The 26,019-nt window shown below is 38.7% G+C and carries 17 protein-coding genes and 2 pseudogenes; 10 read left to right on the top strand and 9 right to left on the bottom strand.

Going from position 1 to position 26,019, the window contains the following annotated elements; translation table 11 throughout:
- Window positions 1–27 precede the first annotated feature (27 nt).
- From HGD76_RS23595 to HGD76_RS23585, 3 genes and pseudogenes are all read left to right on the top strand, one after another.
- Window positions 28–174, top strand: a pseudogene (locus tag HGD76_RS23595) (zinc finger domain-containing protein); the annotation flags it as partial.
- Window positions 175–210: 36 nt separating this feature from the next.
- Window positions 211–1,206, top strand: a complete 996-nt coding sequence (locus HGD76_RS23590; RefSeq protein ID WP_168697206.1) for a FliH/SctL family protein — start codon at window positions 211–213, stop codon at window positions 1,204–1,206.
- A gap of 267 nt (window positions 1,207–1,473) precedes the next feature.
- Entirely contained in the window at window positions 1,474–1,689 is a 216-nt protein-coding gene (locus HGD76_RS23585; protein WP_168697205.1) for an NAD(P)H-quinone oxidoreductase subunit O, read from the top strand.
- 149 nt (window positions 1,690–1,838) lie between these two features.
- Here HGD76_RS23585 and HGD76_RS23580 read toward each other — a convergent pair whose 3' ends face one another.
- From HGD76_RS23580 to cysS, 4 genes are all read right to left on the bottom strand, one after another.
- Window positions 1,839–3,188, bottom strand: a complete 1,350-nt coding sequence (locus HGD76_RS23580; protein ID WP_168697204.1) for a TldD/PmbA family protein — start codon at window positions 3,186–3,188, stop codon at window positions 1,839–1,841.
- Window positions 3,189–3,191: 3 nt separating this feature from the next.
- On the bottom strand, window positions 3,192–3,956 hold the full coding sequence (locus tag HGD76_RS23575; RefSeq protein WP_168697203.1) for a Uma2 family endonuclease: 765 nt from the start codon (window positions 3,954–3,956) through the stop codon (window positions 3,192–3,194).
- Window positions 3,957–4,109: 153 nt separating this feature from the next.
- A complete protein-coding gene (locus HGD76_RS23570) occupies window positions 4,110–5,546 on the bottom strand; it encodes a TldD/PmbA family protein (protein ID WP_168697202.1) in 1,437 nt (478 codons plus the stop codon).
- A 127-nt stretch (window positions 5,547–5,673) separates the two neighbouring features.
- A complete protein-coding gene (gene cysS / locus HGD76_RS23565; RefSeq protein WP_168697201.1) occupies window positions 5,674–7,134 on the bottom strand; it encodes a cysteine--tRNA ligase in 1,461 nt (486 codons plus the stop codon).
- A gap of 131 nt (window positions 7,135–7,265) precedes the next feature.
- Here cysS and HGD76_RS23560 point away from each other — a divergent pair, with 131 nt between their 5' ends.
- From HGD76_RS23560 to HGD76_RS23545, 4 genes and pseudogenes are all read left to right on the top strand, one after another.
- Entirely contained in the window at window positions 7,266–7,883 is a 618-nt protein-coding gene (locus HGD76_RS23560) for a Uma2 family endonuclease (protein WP_168697200.1), read from the top strand.
- Between the two features lie 208 nt (window positions 7,884–8,091).
- Window positions 8,092–9,210 carry a CobW family GTP-binding protein gene (locus HGD76_RS23555; RefSeq protein ID WP_168697549.1) on the top strand — a complete coding sequence of 373 codons (1,119 nt, stop codon included), beginning with the start codon at window positions 8,092–8,094 and terminating at the stop codon, window positions 9,208–9,210.
- A 60-nt stretch (window positions 9,211–9,270) separates the two neighbouring features.
- Window positions 9,271–9,429 (top strand): annotated as a pseudogene (locus HGD76_RS23550) (Uma2 family endonuclease); the annotation flags it as partial.
- A gap of 258 nt (window positions 9,430–9,687) precedes the next feature.
- Complete coding sequence (locus HGD76_RS23545) at window positions 9,688–11,325, top strand: IS1634 family transposase (RefSeq protein WP_168697347.1); 1,638 nt, start codon at window positions 9,688–9,690, stop codon at window positions 11,323–11,325.
- A gap of 286 nt (window positions 11,326–11,611) precedes the next feature.
- Here the strand turns inward: HGD76_RS23545 and HGD76_RS26335 are convergent, their stop codons facing one another.
- Window positions 11,612–12,901 (bottom strand): helix-turn-helix domain-containing protein, encoded by a 1,290-nt coding sequence (locus tag HGD76_RS26335; protein ID WP_168697199.1) that lies wholly within the window; start codon window positions 12,899–12,901, stop codon window positions 11,612–11,614.
- A gap of 440 nt (window positions 12,902–13,341) precedes the next feature.
- Between HGD76_RS26335 and HGD76_RS23535 the strand changes: the two genes are divergently transcribed.
- A complete protein-coding gene (locus HGD76_RS23535; RefSeq protein WP_168697198.1) occupies window positions 13,342–18,216 on the top strand; it encodes a S8 family serine peptidase in 4,875 nt (1,624 codons plus the stop codon).
- Between the two features lie 201 nt (window positions 18,217–18,417).
- Here the strand turns inward: HGD76_RS23535 and HGD76_RS23530 are convergent, their stop codons facing one another.
- The gene (locus tag HGD76_RS23530; protein ID WP_168697197.1) at window positions 18,418–19,641 is read right to left on the bottom strand and encodes an RNA-guided endonuclease InsQ/TnpB family protein; all 1,224 of its coding nucleotides are present in this window, start codon (window positions 19,639–19,641) and stop codon (window positions 18,418–18,420) included.
- A 319-nt stretch (window positions 19,642–19,960) separates the two neighbouring features.
- Here HGD76_RS23530 and gatB point away from each other — a divergent pair, with 319 nt between their 5' ends.
- A complete protein-coding gene (gatB, locus tag HGD76_RS23525) occupies window positions 19,961–21,442 on the top strand; it encodes an Asp-tRNA(Asn)/Glu-tRNA(Gln) amidotransferase subunit GatB (protein WP_168697196.1) in 1,482 nt (493 codons plus the stop codon).
- Between the two features lie 267 nt (window positions 21,443–21,709).
- On the top strand, window positions 21,710–22,063 hold the full coding sequence (locus HGD76_RS23520) for a hypothetical protein (RefSeq protein WP_168697195.1): 354 nt from the start codon (window positions 21,710–21,712) through the stop codon (window positions 22,061–22,063).
- Between the two features lie 102 nt (window positions 22,064–22,165).
- Here the strand turns inward: HGD76_RS23520 and HGD76_RS23515 are convergent, their stop codons facing one another.
- The 3 genes from HGD76_RS23515 to leuS form a co-directional block, all read right to left on the bottom strand.
- Entirely contained in the window at window positions 22,166–22,468 is a 303-nt protein-coding gene (locus tag HGD76_RS23515) for a type II toxin-antitoxin system PrlF family antitoxin (RefSeq protein ID WP_148764935.1), read from the bottom strand.
- 139 nt (window positions 22,469–22,607) lie between these two features.
- On the bottom strand, window positions 22,608–23,135 hold the full coding sequence (locus HGD76_RS25670; protein ID WP_233466971.1) for a cold shock domain-containing protein: 528 nt from the start codon (window positions 23,133–23,135) through the stop codon (window positions 22,608–22,610).
- A gap of 131 nt (window positions 23,136–23,266) precedes the next feature.
- Window positions 23,267–25,846: a leucine--tRNA ligase gene (leuS, locus tag HGD76_RS23505; protein WP_168697194.1), complete on the bottom strand. Its 2,580-nt coding sequence runs from the start codon at window positions 25,844–25,846 to the stop codon at window positions 23,267–23,269.
- Between the last annotated feature and the right edge of the window lie 173 nt (window positions 25,847–26,019).

Here is a 26,019-nt window from a genome sequence, read left to right as displayed (position 1 = left end):
CAATACCTTCACTATTTTCTGTTGATGAATTTATTGAGTGTTAAAGGCGTTAATGGTAATTATGGCGGTGAAGCTTACCGCACTGGCGAACTTTGTAAGGTTTGTGGTAATATTATCCAACGCATTAAATTAGGTGGGCGTTCCAGTCATTTTTGTTCTCAATTTCAAAGTTAGTGTTAAATTCATATTTCTGTCTTCAAATCAACTTAAATGACTCGCTTTATCCATGATCAATTTGCCAAACAATATCTAACTGAACTATTAACACCCTATGGTCAAGTAGAAACCAGTAAAGATATCACAGCAGAAGTCAGACAAATTGACGTTGTATTTATTCCTTCACCCCAACCAACACAAAGCCTGGAAGCCCTAGGAATATTGGGACGGATGGTGAGAAATTATGCTATATTTGAACCATTCCGTAATGCTGTCACTAAAAGTGAAATTCGCAGTTGCATGGGTAAATTATTTGACATCCATGGAGACATAGAGCGTCAATCTAATCGCAATAATAACCGTATAAATGAAGCCGAATTACCCCGGCTATGGATTTTTTCTCCTACTGCGTCAGCGGAACTTCTCACAAGTTTTAATACAACTGGAGATGAAGAAAACTGGGGAAAAGGGATTTATTTTTTGGGAGAAGGCTTAAAAACCGTAATTATTGCGATTCACCAACTCCCCAACACACCAGAAACCCTATTTCTGAGAATTTTAGGGAAAGGGAAAGTACAACGACAAGCGATTGAAGAATTAGAAGCACTGGCAAATAATAGTCCCTTCCTTGCGGATGTCATACAATTGGTACATAACCTAATTGCTGTGTTATCTGCACGTCAACGACAAGAACACGATATTGATAAAGATGATCAGGAGTTGATTATGAAATTATCGGAAATGTATCAACAACAATTAGAAGCACTTAAAAAACAAGGACTTCAAGAGGGACTTGAGGAAGGACGACAAGAAGGACGACAAGAGGGACGACAAGAAGGACGACAAGAAGGACGACAAGAAGGACGACAAGAAGGTGTAGAAAGGGAACGACGCGCTATGATTGAAAGTATCATGCAAGTCCGGTTTGGACAGGTTGATTCTCAGCTACAAACAATTATCAACCCTCTAATTGCCATGAATAGGGAAGAATTTACTCCTTTGCTTCTACAATTATCTCGTGAGGAGTTATTAGCTAGATTTGCACAATAATTGAGTGAGGCGAAAATCAGCAACCCCCCGCAGAATTTACAAATAAATCAAAGCGCGAAAATAGAGAATTGGGGGGTTGACAATTGCTTTGGGATTTGTTATCATGAAATTGATAAGGAAGAACTATCTTGAACTAAATATTAATTGTCTGAAACCGCTTACTACCAAGGTAGGCGGTTATGTTTTTTGAGGAAAGAAATTACCTTTGTGTCTGGGTACAAGATAAAATTTTGAGTAAAAGCGTTTATTTTGGAACGAGGGGAATTTATGGCTGTTAAAAAAGGCAATATGGTGCGGGCTATTCGGGAAAAGTTGGAAAATAGTCTAGAAGCTGAAGCTAGTGATTCCCGCTTTCCTAGTTATTTGTTTGAAACTAAGGGGGAAATTGTCGATATTAAGGGTGATTATGCTTTGGTGAAGTTTGGACAAGTGCCAACGCCAAATATTTGGTTAAAGTTAGAACAGTTGGAAGAGTTTGTTTAATTGGTAATTGTGCTTTAGCTTAACCGACAGAAGCCCCACGCCTGACCCTAAGGGCAGCGTGGAACTACCCAACAAGTGGTAGAATCAAGATTCAACCCCAATTCCCTCCCTAATATATATTGCGGTTGGGAATCTAAGGTTGATAAGGTTTATAATGTATAGGTGAAATTTTTCACCAACATACCAGGAACTAAACTTCCTCCTAATTGTCGGCTTTCGTAAGTTCCGACTTCGGGAATAAATTCCTGGAAGTTTGTTAAATCAATGAGATTTTCTGCGCTCCAAAAACGATAGAGACTTTCATCAAAGCGTAGGTTAGCAATGGGGGCAATAATTTCGCCATTTTCTACCCAAAAGCAAGCATAACGAGTCATTCCTGTAATTCTGCCAGATGGGCGATCGCTCCAGTTTAAATAATGTAAATTAGAAACATATAACCCTGTATCTAAACTGGGTAAAATCTTCTCAAATGCCAAATTACCAGGATTAATTTCGGGAGAACGTAAGGTTTCTGAACCATTCGCACCATTAGCGGGTTTATGATATTCTTTTGCTGTGCGAGAATTAACTAAGCTATTAATTAAAATCCCTTTTTCAATTAAAGTTAATTCGGGTGCAGCCATTTCTCCTAAATTATTAAATCTGGGAACTAAACCACTTTGAAAATTTTCTTTTAAAGTGAATTTTGAAGAAAGTTGTTTTTCTTGACGTGATAAAGCAGCTAAAGCACTATTACCTTGTTGAATACTAGCTTCACTGATAGCACCCCAGGAAAGCATACCCAATAAATCAGCCACCGCAGCGGGAGCAAAATAGGTTTTATATTGTCCTTTTGGTAATTCTTTAACTGGACGAGATAGCATTTCTAGCTGCTGTTTCCCATCATTTATTTTAGCTAAATAAGCAGCTTCATTCCATTCACTGCCGGCGAAAGTTCCTTTTACAGCTTGTCCTGATGCCATAAATAAGGAATAATCTAAATTAAAGGAATCAGTCACAAACCAGTGTTTTTGTCCGCTAGAATCACCATAACCTCTGATAACAATTCCTCCAGCATACATCCCCGTAAAATCTAAATTGGTCACTGTTTCGAGAATACTGGGAACTAATATTTCTGGAGTTAGTAATTTACCAGTATTAATTTCTCGACTGCTATGATTTCCTGATGGTAAAACTAAATAAGGATCAATTGGTAATAATGTTAATTCATCACGTAATTCTTGTAAAGCAGTGGATACTAATTCCCAGTCTATTTCCCAATTTCCAGTAAAGGGAAACTGACGAAAACTACTGCGTTGATTGGCCATTAAGGTTAGTTGAATCGAACCATCATGAACATAACCTGTTTGTCTAACTTTGGCAGAATTAAAGCGGGTAAATTGACTACTTTCGCTGCTAAGTCGCACAGTAAAATGTTCATTTTCTGCTTTTTTAATCAGCAGGGTTTCCACAAGTTGATTAAAAGTTTTTTCTAGGGTTGATAATTCTTCTGGTTTCATTTTTTAAATTGTATCTGGATCAATATTTAATTCTCGCAATTTTGCTGCTAAACGTTCTGATCTTCTAGCTTCCCATTCTGCTCTTTGAGATTCTATTTCTGCTCTTTGGGATTCTATTTCTGCTCTTTGCACTTGTATTGCTGTTTTTTTAGTTTCCTCTTCTGCGGTTTCTTCTGGTGTCGGCACTAACTCTCCTGCTGGGGTAAAATACCTTAACAGTCCTTGGTGAATTCCTAAATATAACCCTAACTGTTCACTCCATAAATATCCTTTTTTATTTGGTTCTAAAGGTTGATATTTATTATCTATTAAATGAAAACCTGCAAATTCTAATGTATAAGGATCAAACCAAAAGTAATCTGGTGTGCGGAAAGTATTTTGATAAAGTTCTTTTTTGAATTCTCTATCAGTATTAGCTGTACTGGGTGAAAGAATTTCTAAAATGAAATTAGGATATTTACCATCTTCTTCCCACACTACCCAGCTTTTGCGGGTTTTGCGTTCAGTTTCCAAGACCACAAAAAAATCAGGACCTCGGAAAAATTGTGATTTTTTCTGATTAGGACTATAGTAAATAGTCAAATTTCCCGCAGCATAGAAATTTGTTCTATCTTTCCATAACCATTCTAAACATTTGAAAAGTAAAATTATTTGTCGTAGATGTAGTTCAGTTTCCACGGGAGGTTCATCACTATATAAATCACTAGGAGGAAATATTACATCTGCGGAGATGTCTTGTTGTGATTCTAATTCTTGAGCAATGATCATATTGATATGGCATCAAGTAGTTACTTGTTTATTGTAGCATTAATTCAAGATCAATATATTATCAATTCTTTGTTGGGTTGCGCTATCGCTTAACCCAACCTACTTTAACTTTGCGCCTTTGCTCCTTTGCCTCTTTGCGCGAAACATAATTCATTAACCACCACCAAAAACCTCAACATTTGCAAATTCACAAACTGGTGAACCATGACCTACAGAAATGGCTTGATTTGGTTCTCCTTTACCGCAGAAAGGTGTACCATATATTTGCCAATTAGTATCATTACCAACTTTAATTAAACTATGCCAAAATTCTGGCGTAGTGGCACGATAATTAGGATTACGCAGGGTTTTAGTAAGTTTACCGTTTTCAATTAATTTGGCATATTCACAACCAAATTGAAATTTATAACGTTGATCATCTATTGACCAAGAACGGTTAGATTCCATGTAAATCCCATGTTCTATTCCTGAGATAATTTCCTCAAAGGTGGCGTTTCCTGGTTCTAAATTTAAGTTAGCCATTCTGTCTATGGGGGGACGATTCCAGGAACAAGCACGCGCACAAGCAACACCGGGTAAATCTGCTCTGGCTTGACTTTCTAAACTGCCTAAACCCCGTTGTAAAATGCCTTTTTTAATTACATATTCTTTGGTTGCTGCTGCACCAGTATCATCAAAACTATAACTGGCAAATTCACCTGGTACTGTAGGATCAAAGGTGATATTCATCAGCGGTGAACCATATTCTAATTTACCAAAATCATCTTTGGTGACAAAACTACCTCCAGCATAGTTGCGTTCATCTCCTAAAATGCGGTCAATTTCTAAAGGATGTCCGATACTTTCATGAATTTGTAGCATCATTTGGTCTGGTGCTAAAACTAAATTAGTGCGGGTATTTGGACATTCTTCCGCTGTTAATAATTCTAATGCCTGCTCACCAACTTTTTGAACTTGATGCCATAAATTATCTTGTTTGAACAGTTCCCAACCTCCTTGATAAGAGTTTGCATGAGCGCCGTTATTGCTGCGTTGTTGGACGATTGTGCCATCTTGAGCGATCGCTCCAAAATGATGACTAAGAGATAGAATATTCTGATATATTTCGGAACCATTACTACTCACAAACCAAGTTTCTTTTTGATCTGTGCCGACGGTGGCTGTAGTTTGAATGATTTTATCGTTAATTTTGAGTTGCTGACAAATCCGAATTAGTAAGTTGTTGATTTCTCCAGGACTAAAAGCGTCAAATGGTTCTAAAAATGGTGAGTTATATTCACCAACTACTTGAGGACGGGTATTTTCACTAACTGGATATATCCACCATTTACTGGCTACTAATGCTTGTTTATAGGCGATTTCCGCAGCGTTTTGTAAGCTGGAAATATCTAAGGAGTTGGTGGCTGCATAACCTAAACAACCATCAACTATGACTTCGATCATTGCTCCCATGTTTAATGATTTACCATTGCTTTGGGGTAAACCATCACGCACGGAATGATGGGTTGAAGTTGTTTTTACGGCTCTAATTCCTACCCAGTCAGCGGGGATGTTTAAATGAGAAATTGCGGTTGTTAATTGTTTCCACATGGTGTTAATTAAAAATTGAGAATTATTTTTTTGCACGCAGAGACGCTCCAGCTACAGAGAGGAATTTTAAATTTATTATCTATGCCAGCGTGTAGCTTATTTCGTATCAATTAAATTAAACTAATGGTCATTTTGTTAAAGGTATAATCTCAGGGTGCCAAAATGTTCCATCTTTTGTGTCAGTTAAGACCACTCCCTTTTCTAAAAGTTCATCACGAATGCGATCACTTTCTGCAAAGTTTTTTGCTTTTCTTGCTTCCCATCTTTTTTGAATTAACTCCTCAATTTCTGCATTACTTATACCATCCTGTTTAGGAGTTTCTGTTTCTGGTTTGGCAGTTAAACCTAAAACTTCTGCTAATGTAATTAGGGTTTGCCATTTTTGCAGTAGTTCGTTAGCTGGGGTTTCTGTTTTTCCTTGATGAACAATGATGTTTCTTTCCCGATTTAGTTCTTTGGCTAATTCAAAAATTATTACTAAACCACCAGGAAAATTAAAATCATCATTAACGGCTTTTTGAAATCTCTCAATCTCGGAATTTTGGATTTGGTTAGATTCATCCCACTCTAGTTTTTTACCATGTTGATGTCCAAATAATAAACCTTCTTTGATAGTATGCCAGCCGTTGGTTGCTGCTAATATAGCATCATCGGTAAAATCTATGGGTTTGCGATATTGTGCCATCATCACAAATAAACGCACGGCCATGGGGTCTACACCCCGATCTAATAATTGACGAATGGTGATAAAATTACCCAAGGATTTGGACATTTTTTCCCCATCTACTTTGACCATGCCGTTGTGTAACCAATAATTGGCTAAAGGTTTGCCGGTAACTGCTTCCGATTGGGCAATTTCGTTTTCATGATGGGGGAAAATTAAGTCAGCACCACCAGCATGAATATCTATGGTATCACCCAAGCGATCGCGTACCATCGCCGAGCATTCTATATGCCATCCGGGGCGACCTTTTCCCCAAGGAGACTCCCACGCCGGTTCACCGGGTTTTGCAGCCTTCCACAGGGCAAAATCAAAGGGGTATCGCTTCTTTTGATATTCTGGGTCTTCGACGTTTACCCGTTCACTTGCACCGGCTTGCATATCTTCTAATTTCCGTCCCGAAAGTTTGCCATATTCGGCAAAATTCTGGACTGCATAATACACATCACCATGAGACGGATAAGCAAAACCTTTATGTTCTAAATCATGAATTAATCTTTGAATACCGTTCATTGTATGTGTAGCGCGGGGGTATTCATCAGCTTCTTTAATTCCCAACCGCGACATATCTTCAAAATATGCTTGAATATATTTTTCGGCGACAACTTCCATGGAAGAACCTTCTTCTCTGGCGCGTTTGAGAATTTTATCATCAATATCCGTAAAATTTTGGATATAGCGGACATTATAACCGATAAATTGCAGATAACGACGCACTACATCCCAAACAATACAAGCTCTAGCATGACCCAAATGGCAGTAATCATAAACCGTCACGCCGCAATAATACATCTTAACCTTGCCAGGTTCGACGGTGGTAAATTGTTCTTGACGACGGGTGAGAGTATTGTAAATAGATAGGGTCATAATAGAGGAATAAGGCAATCTGACGATAAACAATGATAACGCAAGTTGATGACAATGGCATAATTGAATATTTTAGGAGCTAATAATTGGCTATAATTATGGTTATTAACACTAACAGATAGAGGTAAAGTATGATTCAAACATTACCGAAAACTAAATCAGTAACTTTTGAGGAATTTGTGCAATGGAAACCAGAGGGAAAGTATTATGAATTACATAATGGAGTAATTATTGAAATGAATCAACCTTTAGGAGATCATGAAGATATTAGTAGTTTTTTGGCTGAGATAGCTACGGCGGAATATCTGCGCTTAAATTTACCCTACCGTATTCCTAAAACGGTTTTAGTAAAACAATCTGAAAATGAATCAGCTTACTCACCAGATGTCTTGATACTAAATCGTTCTAATTTAATCAATGAGCCATTATGGAAAAAACAAGCTACAGTTACTCAAGCAGCATCAATTCCTTTAGTGATTGAAGTTGTTAGTAGCAATTGGCGTGTTGATTATTTGACAAAAGTTAAAGACTATGAAGAAATTGGGATTCCTGAATATTGGATTGTTGATTATTTAGCTTTGGGTGGAACTCCCTATATAGGAAATCCTAAACAACCAACTATTTCTATTTATGATTTAATCAATGGGGAATATCAAGTTAGACAATTTCGAGAAAATGAAACTATAGTATCACCAACTTTTCCAGAATTGACCTTAACTGCTAACCAAATTTTTCAAGCTGGTATGTAAATATGTTACTGTCATCGCGACATGGCAAGCGCATCTTATTTTTAGAATGCTTACTGGACAAAGGTTTTGACGATTGTTAAGTTTTGTAACTAAAAGTTAAAACCCTTGCTGGGCATGGATTACAGAATTTAGGTGCGTTTGCCCTGTCATCGCGAGTGGACAAAATCAAGATAAAATTTAGAATACACCAAAATCCTCCTTTATGACTATGCAAACAACAGTTAATTCCGAATCTCACGCAATGGAATCTGCTAAACAAGGTTTACCAGTAACAATTATTACGGGTTTCCTTGGTAGTGGTAAGACGACTTTACTCAATCATATTCTCACAAATCAGCAAGGTGTGAAAACTGCTGTGTTAGTGAATGAATTTGGCGAAATTGGTATTGATAATGAATTGGTTGTTTCCACTGATGAAAACATGGTGGAATTAAGCAACGGTTGTATTTGTTGCACCATTAATAATGACTTAGTTGATGCTATTTACAAGGTTTTAGAAAGGGAAGAAAAGCTAGATTATCTAGTTGTAGAAACAACTGGTTTAGCAGACCCTTTACCTGTAGCTATGACATTTCTGGGTTCAGAATTGCGAGATTTAACTCGGTTAGATTCTATTATTACTGTAGTTGATGCGGCAAATTATAGCTTAGATTTATTCAATTCTGAAGCGGCTTTGAGTCAAATTACTTATGGTGATGTCATTATTCTCAATAAAACTGATTTAGTTGATGAAACCACTTTGCAGGAATTGGAGAAAAAAATCAACAATATTAAGGAAGGTTCCAGAATTATTCGCACGACAAAATCCCAAGTTCCCCTTCCCTTAATTCTTAGTGTTGGTTTGTTTGAATCTGATAAATATTTTGATGACCACGCAGAAGAACATCATGATCATGGTCATCATGATCATGATGATTGTGGACATGAACATCACGATGATCATGATCATTCTACCTGTGGCCATGACCACCATGATCATGAACATCATCATCATTCTGACCACTTAGAAAATGATGGTTTTATCTCTATTTCTTTCCAAAGTGAGAAACCTTTTTCGATTAGAAAGTTTCAACATTTCTTAGATAACCAATTACCCACAAATGTCTTCCGTGCTAAGGGAATTATGTGGTTTGATGAAAGTCCCCAACGTCATATTTTCCATCTTTGCGGTAAACGCTTCACTATTGATGATGATCAATGGAAAGGTGAAAAGAAAAATCAGTTAGTGTTAATTGGTCAAAATCTGGATACCGAGACCTTACTTCAGCAGTTAGAAAACTGTATTTGTCTTCCTTCTATTAGTAAAGGTAAAGGATTTGGGAAGTAGTAATTGAATAATATCCAGAACCCCGACTTCTTCAAAAAGTTGGGGTTCTTGTTTTTTGTCAATTTTATTGGTAATCCTAAACAACCGACAATCTCTGTTTGTAATTTAATTGATGAAGAATATCAAATTAGCAAGTTTCGAGATCATGAACGGATTATTTCCCAAACTTTTCCTGAATTAGATCTTACTGTAAATCAGATTTTTAAAGCTTATATATAATAAAATCATAATTTATTAATCCCACATTCCGCACCCCAAACTGTCACAGATCAAAAAAGCCCTTAAAGTAGTACATAATAACTAAAGTCAATTCAAAAATTAAGATGCTTAATGATAATAAATAGCATTAAAAGCGAAATGGTGTGAGAAAGTGAAACTTGGTAACAAAAGAAAAAAATGAATTGATAACCAAATAAGAAATAATTGATAACAACAGAAGTATGAGAGGAAACTGTTGTGAAATTAAAACCTCAAGAAATGGAAATTCAGAACATAGACCATCTAGGGATAGTAGCAGGAATCATAGATTCAATCGGAATAGTAGAAATAATAAATGAATTAATAGGAGTCGAAAAAGACGAAAAAGTAAATGCAGGTCAAGTGGTAAAAGCCATGATAATAAACGGGTTAGGATTTGTCTCCAAACCGTTATATATGTTTCCCAAATATTTTGAAACAATAGCCTGTGAGCATTTAATAGGAGCAGGAGTAAAACCAGAATATCTCAACGACGATAAATTGGGGAGAGTCATGGATAAACTGTTTATAAAAGGCTTAGATACAATCTTTTTTATCATAGCCTTAAAAGCTGCTCAAAAATTTGGAGTATCACTATCAACATCACATCTAGACTCATCATCAATGCACGTGCATGGGCAGTATAACACTAGCTTACCATTCGTAATATTTGAGAGTCAAAAAGTAGGAAATAACCAAGAATTAGAAGAATTAGCAGTAAAATCACCAAAAGAAATAACCATCACCTACGGTTATTCTCGTGACCATCGTCCAGACTTAAAACAGTTTATCATAGAAATGATATGTTCAGGAGATGGAGACATACCAATATTTTTAAAACTAGCATCGGGAAACCAAGCTGACTCATCATGTTTTGGTAAAATAGCAGTAGAATATCAAAAACAATTAGAAGTTAATAGTCTCATGGTTGCTGACGCTGCTTTATATACAGAATCAAACCTGAAAATGATGTCAGAATTACGTTGGTTATGTCGAGTACCATTAAGCATAAAAGCAGCAAAATCATTAATATCAACATTAGCAGAATCAGAATTTATTGATAGTACAATACCAGGATATAAATTAGCATCAAAAATCCAAAATTATGCAGGGATAGAACAAAGATGGTTAGTAGTGCAAAGTCAAGAAAGAAAAGAATCAGACCTGCATAAGCTCACACAAAAAATTACCAAAGCAGAATCAAAAGCTGTGCAAGATTTGAAAAAGTTATCACAAGAGAGATTTGCATGTGTTGCAGATGCTATCAAGGCATTATCAAAATTATCAAAACAATTCAAATATCATCAAATTCACGAAAGTACGGTGACTCAAGTAAAATCTAATAAAAAAGATACTTCAGGAGAAATATCCTATCAAATATCAGCTACAGTCTCCCAGGATGAAAGTAAAATTAATACAGAATTGCTGAGTGCGGGACGTTTTATTATTGCGACAAATGTTTTAGATTCAAAGGAACTAAGCAATGATTCTATGCTCAGGGAATATAAAGCTCAACAATCATGTGAAAGAGGGTTTGGTTTTCTCAAAGACCCATTATTTTTTGCCGACAGTATTTTCCTCAAAAGTCCTGAGAGAATAGAGTCTTTGGGAATGATTATGGGTTTATGTCTACTGGTTTATACTTTGGCTCAACGTCATATTAGAAATGCTCTTTTGGAGTCTAAATCAACAATTAAAAATCAATTAGGCAAAGCAACTAATCGTCCTACTTTACGCTGGATTTTTCAATGCTTTCAGTGTATTCATTTGGTTACACTCAATCAGGAGAAACATATTTCTAATTGGAATAAGGACAGAGATTTTATCTTGAGTCTTTTACCAGATGATTGTTTACGTTACTATCAATTAGTCAGCTAATTATCATCTCTATCAATTTAATTTCTATGAGTAAAGATGAGCTAATCTCTTTGATTTATAGCTCCATTTTACTATGTCTATAATTTCGTTTTTTACTTTAATTGATTAGTCTAACTTATAATTATTTCTTGAATATCTCCTTTCGCTTATTCATTGACCTCTCCAGGTGGTGTGCATTCTTATTGCTTCTTATTGAGAATAGATTTTGATGACATTTTTGGTGATTTACTGTTTCTCAAATGCCTTTTTTCACTTTATCTGTTTGTTTTGATGCTCCCTTTGATTTTCATCTCCGTAATTTCCCTCTGTAACATTTTGGGGTGCGGAATGTGGGATTAATAAATTTTTCCATGACATACTCCCTGAGAACAGATTGCAAACTGTACATACCCGCTTCTCTCTCTATTAAAGATCGTGAATATAGCCTCTCTATTGCTTGTAAAAGTTGGGATATAGAAACATTAGGTAATATATTTTGATTTTGCGCCAAATCCGTCAGGTTTATTAATCGCTGGTCAGTGGCCAGACAGTACATAATTTGCCATTCTAGAACCGAGAGGGGATTTAACTGCTGTTCTAGTAAGCTGTTTATATAATTACTGACTAATAATGTATTTTGTTTGAGGAATTTTTCAATATTACCATCAAATAAGTCAATGATAGTATTAACAACAATTTTAACTTTCAGAGGATTATTACTATACAGATGACATAATTCATACTTTTGTTCATCTGTCCCTAATAGTTGTTTTGATTGTATCAGGGAAAAGGCTATTGTTGATGAACCATGCAACCTCAAGCAATGCACTGATAATGACCACTTCTCTAGTAAGGTGAATTGAACAGGTTTAACTCTACTAGTGAAAATCAAACAGCTTTGATGGTTGGTTTCGGCAATTATGCAGAGTAAATGATTATATTCAGTATTACCCACGTCTAAAACTGTGTTTAAATTATCCAAGATAATCAGACAACGATAGGTACGCAGATAATGGATAACTCGATTGATATTTGGTTTGCTTTCTTTTTGATGGGAGACAAAAGATAGCAAGTCAGTTATCATATTATCAAAACATGGAACTGTCGGCACTGAACGCCAAAAAACGTAATCAAATTGATCATGAATTTGTTTTGTGAGTTGAGTCGCTAAGGTTGTTTTCCCAACTCCACCCATACCGAACAATCCTACTAAGCGACAGCTATCTTGTAAAATCCATGATTCTAGCTGTGTCAGTTCTTGGCTGCGGCCATAAAATGCTGAAATATCAATCGCTGTTCCCCAGTCTTGATTTGATATCTTTGTTTGTTTTTTACGTATTTTTGCGTATGAACATAGAGGAGTAGATATTACTTCTGTATTTGAAATACTGATTTCTTGCCAATCTAGACTTAATCTCCGACATAGTTCTTCAAAGGTTGCATAATCAACGGGTTTACCATTCAGGAAGTTGCTAACTGTAGTTAAGCATAATCCTGCATCATCAGCTAAAGCTCTTTGAGTCCGATAGCCTGATTGTATAATTTTTGACTTAATCTCATTAATATAGTTATGATGAATTCTCAGTGACCTGGGCATAAGTAATTTCAAAATATGAAGATTGGAAATCTAAAAAATCAAGTCTTTATTCGGTATTTTACTAAATTTGCAGAAATTATGGCTTTAATTTTTTCAAAATTAATTAGTCATTACAATCTATCTTTAGATAGATGACAAAGGTTTTAACTTAGTAATTTTTTTATTTTATACAATAATCAAGTATGCGTAATTTAAAACCTTTGTAGGAATGTTCCATCTGTAGGGGACAGAGAAGAGGATGGCAAATTGGCAAGCTTTACCTAAAATAATTGATTAGCTTATGCAAACATCTTGGGTTTGCGCTATGTGTGTATTTCTCAAAACAGTCATAAAAATTATCTAAGTCAGTCATAACTTAGTATTTTCCGGTACAGAACCCGGTCATTTGTGGAGTAGATTAAAAAAATAAGGAATCTAAAAATATACAGGGTTCAATAGTTATGGCAGAATCTACCAAATCCGTTGTTTTCGTTGATCCCAACGTTGCAGATTATAGAAATATAGTTGATAGCGTTAAACCTGGTACACTGTTGTTTCTTCTCAGTGCCAACCAAGACGGTATTCAGCAAATTACTCAGAATTTATCAGGACTGACAAACATTGATAGCCTTCAGATTATTTCTCAAGGGTCAGAAGGCAGTTTGTCACTTGGTTCAACTGTCCTCAACTCCGCAAACCTCAGCAGTTACACATCACAATTGCAGCAGTGGGGTCAATCTCTCACCGCCACAGCAGACATTCTGTTGTATGGTTCCAATGTTGCTCAGGGTTCAGCCGGTAAAACTTTTGTCCAGCAAATTAGTCAGTTGACCGGGGCAGATGTAGCTGCATCTGATGACTTGACTGGGAATACGGCATCAGGTGGAGACTGGGTATTAGAATACACTACTGGATTGATTGAGGCATCTCCAGCGCTAGAAATTCCATCCATCACCTCGAACGGAAATAGTCAAGATACCGTAGGAAAATATCGAACTCCGCAACCAGCCTATGCCTCTGATAAACTGATTGTCAAATTGAAGCGACAAGCCGATATCACTCAAGCCAATGAGATTAAAAGCACCCTGGGAGTAGTTAGCACAAAAACTATTGATCTCACAGGCGCTCAAATATGGCAATTATCTCCAAGAACCTCCGTAGAGGCTGCCCTAGCTACATACAGAAATAGTTCTTTATTCGAGTATATCGAGCCAGATTATACTATCACCACAGCAGCCACCATCCCCAATGACCCTAGCTTTGGACAACTATGGGGACTAAATAACACAGGTCAAAGTGGAGGAACTCCAGACGCAGACATTGACGCTCCCGAAGCCTGGGATATCCAAACAGGCAATCCCAACCTCGTCATAGGAGTGATTGATACAGGAGTTGATTATAACCACCCTGATCTAGTAGGCAATATTTGGACTAATCCAGGAGAAATCGCCGGAGATGGCATAGATAACGATAATAACGGATATATAGACGATGTTCGCGGCTGGGACTTTGCCTATAATGACAACAACCCCATGGATGTGCAAGGACATGGGACCCACGTTTCCGGAACTATTGCTGGTAAAGGTAATAACGGCGTTGGTGTAACCGGGGTGGCCTGGAATGCTAAAATCATGCCCCTGAAGTTTTTGAACGATAGTGGTTCGGGTTCTACTTCCGGTGCCATTTCGGCCATTGCCTATGCCACAGCCAAGGGTGTGAAACTGACCAACAACTCCTGGGGAGGTGGAGGCTATAGCCAAGCGTTGTCTGATGTCATTAATGCCGCTGGACAACAGGGGGCTTTATTTATTGCAGCAGCGGGTAATAGTTCACAAAACACTGACATAAACCCTGCCTATCCCGCCAGCTATAACCTAGCCAATATTATCTCTGTTGCTTCCACCACACGCACTGATAGCCTGTCCTCTTTCTCCAACTATGGATTGACCAGCGTGGATTTAGGCGCACCAGGTTCGGATATTTATAGCACCACGCCTAATAACACTTATTCCACTTATTCTGGCACCTCAATGGCCAGTCCCCACGTTACTGGGGCGGCGGCCTTACTCTGGTCTCAAAATCCGACTTGGACGGCACAGCAGGTTAAGAATACCTTGATGCAAACCGGTGACTCAATTTCCGCCTTAGCAGGGAAAACGGTGTCCGGTAAACGGCTGAATGTCTATAATGCCTTAGTATCATCTAGTGTTCCTTCTGTAACTGTTGATGTCAGTCCTACTACTGTCCAAGAAGACGGTGCGACTGACTTGGTTTATACCTTTACTCGCACCAATTTAAACCTAAGTTCTCCCCTGACCGTTAACTTCGGGGCGAGTGGAATAGCAAACGCCGCCCCGGTGGGAAGCGACCCAGCAGATTATAGTGTTATCACCAATAGCAGTGTTACCTTTAATCCGACGACGAAACTGGGAACTGTCACCTTTGCTGCTAATGCCACAACTGCAACGGTTGTGGTTGATCCGATTGCTGATACCGTACAGGAAAATAACGAATCAGTTATTTTAACTGTCAATTCTGGGACAGGCTACATTGGTGGTTCTCCTAATACAGCAACGGGAACTATTATTTCTGAGGAAGGATTTACTACTTACTTCTCGGATGATTTTGCTAATAACACGAAGGGTTGGACTCTGGGGACAGAATGGCAAATCGGTTCTGCCACAACTTCTACGGGTCAGGTTTATGGCAACCCTGATCCTGGAACGGACAATACTCCCACAGCCGATAATGGTGTAGCCGGAGTAGTGATTGGTGGAAATGCTTCTACTTCACTACATAGCTATTACTACCTAACCAGTCCTGTAATTAACACCAGCACCGCTAATAAGCTGTTCTTTGAATATGCTCGTTGGCTCAATAGTGACTACACTCCCTATATGCAGAACACAGTTGATATCTTCAACGGTTCTAGCTGGCTCAATCTCTGGAGTTCAGGAGGAGCGCCAGGAGTCCAAGATAATTCTTGGACCCCTCAACAATTTGATATTAGTGCCTACAAGAGTGCCTCCACTCAAATTCGTTTCGGGTTCAATGTTGGTAGCGCTGGTGTATATACAGTAAGTTCTTGGAACGTTGATGATGTCAAAATCTATGGTGATGGTGGAAGTACCTTACCTGTAATCACCGTTGCTGCCACAGATGCAAGTGCTGCTGAAACCCTACTAGGAACAACACCAAATCCCGGAGAATACACCTTAACCCGCACAGGTTCTACCACCAGTAGCTTAACAGTTAACGTCGGACTGACCGGAACAGCCACCAATGGTACAGATTACACAACCATTCCTACTACTGTTAGCTTTGCAGCAGGTTCTAGCACAGCCTTAGTCAACCTGAACGTCACTGATGACACCATCGTAGAAGGACCAGAAACTGCCATCCTCACCGTCACATCGGGAACAGGCTACACCGTCGGTACATCAGCTAGTGCCACAGTCAATATTGCTGATAATGATCTTCCACAAATCACAGTAGTAGCAACAGATGCAAGTGCTGCCGAAACCCTACTAGGAACTACTCCAAATCCCGGACAATACACATTAACCCGGACAGGTCCTACCACCAGTAGCTTAACAGTTAACGTCGGACTGACCGGAACAGCCACCAATGGTACAGATTACACAACCATTCCTACTACTGTTAGCTTTGCCGCAGGTTCTAGCACAGCAGTAGTCAACTTGAACGTCACTGATGACACCTTGGTAGAAGGACCAGAAACTGCCATCCTCACTGTCACATCGGGAACAGGCTACACCGTCGGTACATCAGCTAGTGCCACAGTCAATATTGCTGATAATGATCTTCCACAAGTCTCAGTAGTAGCCACAGATGCAAATGCTGCCGAAACCCTACTAGGAACAACACCAAATCCTGGACAATACGCCTTAACCCGCACAGGTCCTACCACCAGTAGCTTAACAGTTAACGTCGGACTGACCGGAACAGCCACCAATGGTACAGATTACACAACCATTCCTACTACTGTTAGCTTTGCAGCAGGTTCTAGCACAGCCTTAGTCAACTTGAACGTCACTGATGACACCTTGGTAGAAGGACCAGAAACTGCCATCCTCACCGTCACATCGGGAACAGGCTACACCGTCGGTACATTAGCTAGTGCCACCGTCAATATTGCTAATAATGATTTCCCCAGTATTAACCTCAGTGCCAATCAAACCATTGTTGAAGGTTTCACCAGTCCGCAAACCGTTGGTTATACCGCTACTCTTTCCAGCGCCAGCCCTCAAACCATTACCGTCCAATATGCCACTACTAACGGTACGGCTACAGCAGGCTCAGACTATACCAGCACCAACGGAACTCTAACCTTTAACCCTGGTGTTACTAGTCAGGTCATCAATATTCCCATTCTCAATGATTCCCTGAACGAAGCAAATGAGACTTTTACCCTCTCCCTTTCCTCTCCCACCAATGCTAATTTGGGTATAAGCAAGACTGTAACAACCATAACCGATACCCTCACAGCCTCTGTTACCACAACCTTGCCAGACAACGTAGAAAACCTCACTCTCACAGGAACAGCCGCAATTAACGGTACAGGTAATGCTGGCAATAACGTTCTCACTGGTAATAGTGCCAATAACACTCTTGCAGGTCTAAATGGAAACGATACCTATGTCTTTGTTGCTAACAGTGGCTTGGGAACAGATACCATTATCGAAACAACAACCGGGGGTATTGATACTATTGACTTTAGTGGTACTACTGGTGCTGTGAACCTTAATTTGGGTGTCACCACATCGCAAACAGTTAATAGAAACCTTAAACTCATTCTCTCTGCCAACAATGTGATTGAAAACGCTATAGGTGGCACAGGTAATAACCGTCTTACAGGTAATGCCCTGAATAATACGTTAAATGGCGGTGGTGGCAATGACCAACTGCAAGGACTAGGAGGAGATGACATTTTGTGGGGAGGACTCGGTGATGATATTCTCACCGGAGGATCAGGTAATGATACATATCTGTTCCAAGGCAATGGTGTTTTTACCACTGCATTAGGTGTTGATTACATCACTCAGTTTGATATAGGACAAGACAAAATCGCACTGAGTAAAGCTACTTTCAATGCTGTAATCAATGGGGTGGGTCAGGCTTTAACTGACTTTGCAGTTGTTGGTGATGATGACTTAGTCAACCCCAGTAATGCTCGTATTGTCTTTAGCCAAAGCAGTGGTAGTCTGTTTTATAACCAAGACGGAAATCTTTTGGGTGCAACATCAGTATTTGAGTTTGCCCGTTTAGGTAATCCTGATATCACCCTCAGTGTTAGTGATTTCAGCTTGCTTGTTTAGGAGACAACGACCGAAATTAAATATGCGCTATCTAGAACATTTGTAGAGACTTGTAGAGACGTTACATAAAACGTCTCTACATCAAAAAATAATTCCGTTGATTTTTCTATCTAAGGAATATGAACTTGTTGACACTCCCCGGTCTAAAGACGCGGGGATTCTACATTCACAGACTCGCCGTTAGACGACAGGTTTGCACCCTTACGGGTTCGGCAGTCGCTCATGGGGGAAACCCCCAAGACCGCGCTGCCTCACCAATCGCCCAAGAGGGCAAATCTCCTGTAGCGTAGCTGACCGTATCCCTACCGTAGTTAATCCTAATTTTAGGATATTGATACTGGCATTAATATCTCTATCTTCCACGAATCCACAATAATGACAATTATGGGTTCTGGTTGACAGGGATTTTTTCACTTCTTGACCACAATTAGCACAATTTTGAGAAGTATTACGGGGAGGGACGGCAACCGTTATCTTCCCATATTTATGCCCAAAATATTCTAACCATTGCCGAAAAGTTGCCCAGCCAGCATCAGAAATTGATTTAGCTAAATGTCGGTTTCTTACCATGCCTTTAATATTTAAGTCTTCATAAGCTACCAAATCGTTAGATTGGATCACGGAATATGCTAATCTCTTGCAATATTCTTTTCGCTGCCTACTTACTCTTAAATGTTTACGGGCATACCTATTTTTAGCTTTTAAATAGTTCTTGGATTGTGGTTGTTTAGCTTTTTTCTTATCTCTGTCAAACTTCTTGGATTTCTGACGATTAGCCCGACTTAACTGCTTCTCTGATTTTCTATAGAATTGTGGGGCAGGTTCTACATTACCTTTTGAATCGGCAATAAAGTATTTCAAGCCCACATCTAAGCCAACTATTTGATTCGTTGGTTGAGATTCAATTCTAATTTTGACATCAATTGCAAATTGAGCATAATATCCATCAGCCCGACGGACTAAACGAACTCGCTTAATTTGCTTGATGTCATAGAAATTAAGATCATAAGTACCTTTTAATTTCAGAGTACCTATACCTTTTTTATCAGAGAAAGTAATTGCTTTTCTGGTTTCGGATAACTTCCAGCCGGTAACTTTGTACTCAACTGAACGGCAATTCTTTTTGAATTTCGGAAATCCCTTTTTACCCTTAACTTTCTTTTTACAATTATCGTAAAATCGAGCTATTGCACTCCAAGAACGCTCCGCAGCAGATTGTCTTGCCATTGAATTAAGTTCATCCGCAAAAGGAAATTCAGATGCCAAAATCGCGCAATATTTATTGAGATCATATTTCGTCGCACCTTTGTTATCCATCCAATATCTTAAACATTTATTTTGGATGAACTGAGATGCACGAATAGCCTCATCTATTGCGCGATATTGCCTATCTTTTCCTTTGACTTTGAACTCGTAAATTATCATGGTTTCGACCTAAACACCACAAAATTATGCTAACTCATATATTATAATTTTGTCAACGAGAAAAACTTTCTGTGGAGGAAGACAGCCTCTACCTGGCTTTCATCCCTTGCCTAAAGGACAGTTGAGTTTTTCCGCAGTTCGACAAGTGTTACAGTGAGCTTGCCGAACTGCTCACTGACCACCACGCTCCAAAACTCAACTTCAAGGGTTTTCAGCCTAGTCTCTTATAATCTCACAGAATAGCGCGATCGCCTCACCCTTAATATCAACCCAAAACCGCTAAAATAGTACCAAATCAGAAAAATGGCAAAATCTGGATATGACCACAGCTACACCTGTAAAAACAGAATACGAAGCGATTATTGGCTTAGAAACCCATTGTCAACTCAGTACCAACACCAAAATTTTCTCCAACAGTTCCACAGCTTTTGGTGCTGACCCCAATACTAACATTGACCCAATATGTATGGGTTTACCAGGAGTTTTACCCGTACTCAACGCCAAAGTTCTCGAATACGCCGTGAAAACTGGTTTGGCGCTAAATTGTCAAATCGCTCGGTATAGTAAATTTGACCGCAAACAATATTTTTATCCTGATTTACCCAAAAATTACCAAATTTCTCAATATGATTTACCCATAGCCGAACATGGTTGGATAGAAATTGAATTGGTAGATGATGAGGGAAATCCCAGCCGTAAACGCATTGGTATTACTCGCTTACACATGGAAGAGGACGCGGGGAAACTCGTCCACGCAGGTAGTGATAGGCTTTCCGGTTCTACCTATTCTCTCGTAGATTATAACCGAGCTGGTATTCCCTTGGTGGAAATTGTTTCTGAACCTGATTTGCGAACCGGACAAGAAGCGGCTGAATATGCCCAAGAACTGCGGCGGATTGTGCGGTATCTTGGTGTCAGTGATGGAAATATGCAAGAAGGATCTCTGCGTTGTGATGTGAATATTTCTGTCCGTCCGGTGGGACGAGAGCAATTTGGCACTAAGGTAGAAATCAAGAATATGAACTCCTTCAGTGCGATTCAAAAAGCGATTGATTATGAAATTGAACGCCAAATCGCAGCCATTGAATCAGGAGAAAAGATTGTTCAAGAAACCCGACTGTGGGAAGAAGGTTCACAACGCACCAGCAGTATGCGGATTAAAGAAGGTTCTAGTGATTATCGTTACTTCCCAGAACCAGATTTAGCCCCCATTGAAGTCACCCAAACAGAATTAGATTCATGGTTAAGTGAATTACCCGAATTACCAGCCCGCAAACGCCATCATTATGAAAATGACTTGGGACTTTCGGCTTATGATGCGCGGGTCTTAACTGAGGATAAACCAGTTGCAGACTATTTTGAAAGTGCAATATCTAAAGGTGCAAATCCCAAATCTGCGGCTAATTGGATTACTCAAGATATCGCTGGGTACTTAAATAAACAAAAACTCACCATCTCTGAAATTAAACTGACTGCTGTTAATCTAGCAGACGTGATTACTCGCATTGAAAATGGTAAAATCAGCAACGCTCAAGCTAAGGAAAAACTCACAGACTTATTAAATGGAGTTTCTCCAGAAACAGCTTTTGCTGGTCAAGAACTCATTTCAGATCGTACCATTCTCGAACCGATTATTGATGAAATCATGGCTGCTAACGCCCAACAAGTCGAAAAATACCGCAAAGGTAACACCAACCTCAAAGGCTTTTTCGTCGGACAAGTCCTGAAAAAAACCGATAAACGTGCAGAACCCAAACTCACCAATCAATTGTTAGAAGAGAAACTCAATGCCCCAATGTAGGGTGATACCCCTCACCCTGAAAATGGTATAGTGTGATAATAAGACGCAACTTGATTATCGAGAGAGCTAGTTTTTATTGGCTCTCTTTCTTTTTAAAGGGAACAGGGAACAGGGAACAACGGACAACGGACAACTGACAAAAATAAAAAATAGGGGGTTTGACCCCTTGGTGCTAGAATTATATAATGTGCTAAGTAGATGCACCCTGATGATTTTAGAGAGCTATCCAAGTAGCTCTCTTTATTTGCCCTAACTTGGCGACGACAAATGGTAGCAAAGAAAAAATGGAACTATCTGGAAATATCAATAAATGATAGTTTATGGACTGAGATAGAAAGTATTGCTGCTAATGTTGGCAATAAAAGAATTGCAGAAATGACAAAAGATTTATGTTTAATAGAAGCAGCACTAGCAACAGATAAAATTGTTATATCATTGGATGATAATACTGCGAGAAAATTTTTTAGTGAAGCATCTGTAAAAATAGATGAACTCAAGGATATTGTATGGGTAAATCCAGATAAAGTAGATGAAGAACAACCAATTGAATGGTTGAGAAATGGAGCATTAAAAATAAGCTCAGTAATATTTTTAAGAAACTTTGTAGCTGGATGTTGCTGATATCCTTCTGGATTTTTTCTTTAAGTTCCTCAACCTGAATAATCAATTTGTTATATTTTTCACCGAAGGCAGGATGAATTTTTAATGTCCACCCATTAACATTCATACAAATATGAAATCCTCTGGGAACTCTTCATCAAGATCAACTTCCATCCCTTCCGTAAGCAATGAAGCACGACGATACATATCTTCTGTAAGTGGTTCAATAGTGCTAGGATTTTTCTTAATATCTCTAGCAAGGAAATCTAAAAATGCCTTTACAAAATAGTGCTTTTCCATATTTGGGGACAATATTCTATTCATTCCTAATGTTTCTCCCTTTTTGTGATAAACAACCATGTACTTACTGGAAAGTTTTACCGCAGTACGAGAAGAGTTTGCATTATTGTGAAGCTTTACTTTCATTACTTGAAATGATTTATATATCCATTCTCAATAGTACCAGATTTCTCTAAAAAAATCACTTATAAAAGTGTAGGTTGGGTTAACGCACAGAAACCCAACATCAACCAATAATAATAAATGTGTTGGGTTGCTAAAAATTTTATTTTGGTGCTTTACGCCAACCATTGGCCAACGCTTCTGACTCTTTACAAAACCATTTCTCTCCCTTGGTTGGATCAATTACTGTTGATTCATAATCTTCAGCGCCAGGAACGTGATAAAATTTACTACCAGTGTTTATAGAAATATTACCTTTGATTTTACATCCTGGTTTAGTGAACGATGTGATTGGAGTTGGAGAACGGCTACCTTTAAATTCCGTTGCAAAAATAACACAACCAACAGCAACAGTAATCCCGATAAGTTTTTTCATAAGACTACCTTTTTTTACCTTTTGGTATTTTCTGACAGGTAGAGATGGAACTCCATCAATTGATGCTTTAGTGGCGCGAAGTTTTCCATCTGAGGCTGTTGTTAATTCGTACAGGATTGTATCACCTACTTTTGGACGACGACTTGCCACCTTTATTTCACTGATGTGAAGGAAAATTTCTTTACCTCCATCACTAGGTTGTATAAATCCAAAACCCCTGTTATCTTTCCATTGTGTAATCACACCTTTACGCATAACAGCTTCCAATAAAAACTTTTAACTAAGTTATTTTAAGTCTGTAAGTTGGGTTGACGCAAGGAAACCCAACATCAACCAATAATAATACATAAGTTGGGTTGCATTTCATTTAACCCAACCTACAAAAACTAACCCAAAACGAAATTCACCAACTTACCAGGAACAACAATCACCTTCTTAACTTCCTTTCCTTCCAAATAACGTTGTCCAGCTTCCGACTCACGCGCATATTTTTCCAACTCAGCCTTATCAGATTGCGAAGGAACTTGAATAGCGCCGCGAGTTTTACCCATAATTTGAATTACCAAAGTAATTTCATCAGCTATCAAAGCCGCAGGATCAAAACTTGGCCAAGTTTGGGTATGCACAGAACTTTTATTCCCCAACAATTGCCATAATTCATCACCAATATGGGGGGCAAAAGGCGCTAACATAATCACCAAAGTTTGCATCCCTTCCGCGTAAATTGGCGAATTATGACAATCAGCATCAGTCAAGGCATTGCTTAACTTCATCAATTCCGAAATTGCCGTATTGAATTGATATTCATCTACCACATCTTCCGTAATTGCTTGAATAGCAATATGAATTGCGCGACGCAAATCTTTTTCGGCTTTATTTAACTTATCAATTTCCGCTTTTTGCTTACAAACTCCCGCAGCAGCATAATCTGTCACCAACCGCCAAACGCGATTTAAAAAGCGGAATTGCCCCTCAACATCAGCCTCATCCCATTCTAAATCTTTTTCAGGAGGTGCTTTAAATAAAATGAACATTCTCGCCGTATCAATGCCATATTTATTAATCACATCTTCCGGGGCAACACCATTGCCTTTTGATTTAGACATGGTAGCATAGAGACGTTGTAAAGGTTCTCCAGTTTGTGGATCTAGAGGATTATTAGCATCAACTAAATTTGAAGGAATCCATTTATCCTTACCACCTTTATTCGGGTTCATGTAAGTTAAACCCTGTACCATTCCCTGAGTTAACAACTTTTGAAATGGTTCATCAAAATTAAATAAACCTCTATCTCTCAATACTTTAGTGAAGAAACGCGAATACAATAAATGTAAAATTGCGTGTTCAATTCCTCCTACATATTGATCTACAGGCATCCAATCATTTACTTTACCAGAATCAAAAATCTTTTCCTCATTCTTCGCGTCAGGATAACGTAAGAAATACCAAGAAGAATCAATAAAAGTATCCATTGTATCGGTTTCCCGTTTCGCAGGAGTACCGCAAGTTGGACAAGGCACATTTACCCAACTTTCTAGTTGTGCTAAAGGTGAACCACCACGACCACTTAATTCAATATCTTCTGGTAATTGGACAGGTAAATCTTTGTCAGGTACAGGCACAATTCCACATTCAGGACAGTGAATAACAGGGATAGGTGCGCCCCAATAACGTTGTCGAGAAATTAACCAATCTCTGAGGCGATATTGTATTCTTAATTTACCAAAGTTTTGTTTTTCGGCAAATTCGATAATGGCTTTTTTCGCATCTACAGAATTCATGCCATTGAAGTCACCAGAATTAACTAAAATTCCCGCTTCTGTATATGCTGATTTTAAAGTTTCTTCTGCACCAACTTCGGGAACAATTACCACTTTAATAGCTAAATCTTGTTCTTTAGCAAATTTAAAATCTCGGACATCATGTGCCGGTACACCCATTACCGCACCTGTACCATATTCATAGAGAACATAATCTGCAATCCATACGGGTACTTCTTCCCCAGTGAAGGGATTCACGACTTTTCCCCCCGTAGGAATACCGCGTTTTGGTTTGTCTTCCGCAGTCCGTTCTAACTCGCTTTGGTTGCTGACTTCCTTGATAAAGGCTGCTACTGCTGCTTTTTGGTCTGATGTGGTAATAACCTGAGTTAAGGGGTGTTCTGGGGCTAAAACAACGTAACTCACACCATAAATGGTATCGGGACGGGTAGTATAAACGCCGATTTTTTCATCTAAGCCGACAATAGGAAATTCTAAATAAGCACCTGTGGATTTTCCTATCCAGTTGGCTTGCATTAATTTAACTCGTTCCGGCCAACCTGTGAGTTTATCTAAGTCATTTAATAATTCTTCGGCGTAGTCGGTAATCTTAAAAAACCATTGACGTAGTAATTTACGTTCTACTATTGCCCCACTGCGCCAAGAACGTCCTTCGTTATCAACTTGTTCGTTTGCTAATACAGTTTGGTCAATGGGGTCCCAATTCACTGCGGCTTCTCTTTGGTAAGCTAAACCGGCTTGTAAAAATTGCAGAAAAATCCACTGTGTCCATTTGTAATAATCGGGGGAACAGGTAGCAAGTTCAGTTTCCCAATCTAAGGATAAACCCAGACGTTGTAATTGTTGCCGCATTTGGGCAATATTTTGATATGTCCATTTAGCAGGGGGTACACCTCTATCAATGGCGGCGTTTTCTGCTGGTAGTCCGAAGGCATCCCAACCCATTGGATGTAATACCCGATACCCTTGCATCCGTTTGAGGCGGGCAATCACATCTGTAATTGTATAGTTACGAACGTGACCCATGTGCAAGCTACCAGATGGGTAAGGGAACATGGAAAGCGCGTAGAATTTTGGCTTGTTTGTATCTTGAGGGGTTTTATCTAAGCCAAGTTCTAACCATGTTTGTTGCCATTTTTCCTCTATTGCGGCTGGTTGGTATGATGTTTTTTGGGGGGACTCCACAACTAAAACTCCTAATGCTTTTACCTAATCTCGCTATTGTGGCATAATTGTAGATATCAGACATTAAGAGTGAAAATTAAATAATTAAATCAGCTATATAGCGAACTGCTTGCAGCAGCGCTTCGCTATCGCAACTTTCACCCTAAGAATCACCCAGAAAATAAGATACAGCT

The sequence above is a fragment of the Dolichospermum flos-aquae CCAP 1403/13F genome (genome assembly GCF_012516395.1).
GTDB lineage: Bacteria > Cyanobacteriota > Cyanobacteriia > Cyanobacteriales > Nostocaceae > Dolichospermum > Dolichospermum lemmermannii.
The sequence above is the reverse complement of the archived record's forward strand: the minus strand, read 5'-3'. Positions and strand labels throughout refer to the sequence as shown.

What these genes read in the sequence shown, in the direction of transcription:
- HGD76_RS23590 (WP_168697206.1), top strand. Translation starts at nt 211, where the DNA reads ATGACTCGCTTTATCCATGATCAATTTGCCAAACAATATCTAACTGAA.
- HGD76_RS23585 (WP_168697205.1), top strand. Translation starts at nt 1,474, where the DNA reads ATGGCTGTTAAAAAAGGCAATATGGTGCGGGCTATTCGGGAAAAGTTG.
- HGD76_RS23580 (WP_168697204.1), bottom strand. Translation starts at nt 3,188, where the DNA reads ATGAAACCAGAAGAATTATCAACCCTAGAAAAAACTTTTAATCAACTT.
- HGD76_RS23575 (WP_168697203.1), bottom strand. Translation starts at nt 3,956, where the DNA reads ATGATCATTGCTCAAGAATTAGAATCACAACAAGACATCTCCGCAGAT.
- HGD76_RS23570 (WP_168697202.1), bottom strand. Translation starts at nt 5,546, where the DNA reads ATGTGGAAACAATTAACAACCGCAATTTCTCATTTAAACATCCCCGCT.
- cysS (WP_168697201.1), bottom strand. Translation starts at nt 7,134, where the DNA reads ATGACCCTATCTATTTACAATACTCTCACCCGTCGTCAAGAACAATTT.
- HGD76_RS23560 (WP_168697200.1), top strand. Translation starts at nt 7,266, where the DNA reads ATGATTCAAACATTACCGAAAACTAAATCAGTAACTTTTGAGGAATTT.
- HGD76_RS23555 (WP_168697549.1), top strand. Translation starts at nt 8,092, where the DNA reads ATGCAAACAACAGTTAATTCCGAATCTCACGCAATGGAATCTGCTAAA.
- HGD76_RS23545 (WP_168697347.1), top strand. Translation starts at nt 9,688, where the DNA reads ATGGAAATTCAGAACATAGACCATCTAGGGATAGTAGCAGGAATCATA.
- HGD76_RS26335 (WP_168697199.1), bottom strand. Translation starts at nt 12,901, where the DNA reads ATGCCCAGGTCACTGAGAATTCATCATAACTATATTAATGAGATTAAG.
- HGD76_RS23535 (WP_168697198.1), top strand. Translation starts at nt 13,342, where the DNA reads ATGGCAGAATCTACCAAATCCGTTGTTTTCGTTGATCCCAACGTTGCA.
- HGD76_RS23530 (WP_168697197.1), bottom strand. Translation starts at nt 19,641, where the DNA reads ATGATAATTTACGAGTTCAAAGTCAAAGGAAAAGATAGGCAATATCGC.
- gatB (WP_168697196.1), top strand. Translation starts at nt 19,961, where the DNA reads ATGACCACAGCTACACCTGTAAAAACAGAATACGAAGCGATTATTGGC.
- HGD76_RS23520 (WP_168697195.1), top strand. Translation starts at nt 21,710, where the DNA reads ATGGTAGCAAAGAAAAAATGGAACTATCTGGAAATATCAATAAATGAT.
- HGD76_RS23515 (WP_148764935.1), bottom strand. Translation starts at nt 22,468, where the DNA reads ATGAAAGTAAAGCTTCACAATAATGCAAACTCTTCTCGTACTGCGGTA.
- HGD76_RS25670 (WP_233466971.1), bottom strand. Translation starts at nt 23,135, where the DNA reads ATGCGTAAAGGTGTGATTACACAATGGAAAGATAACAGGGGTTTTGGA.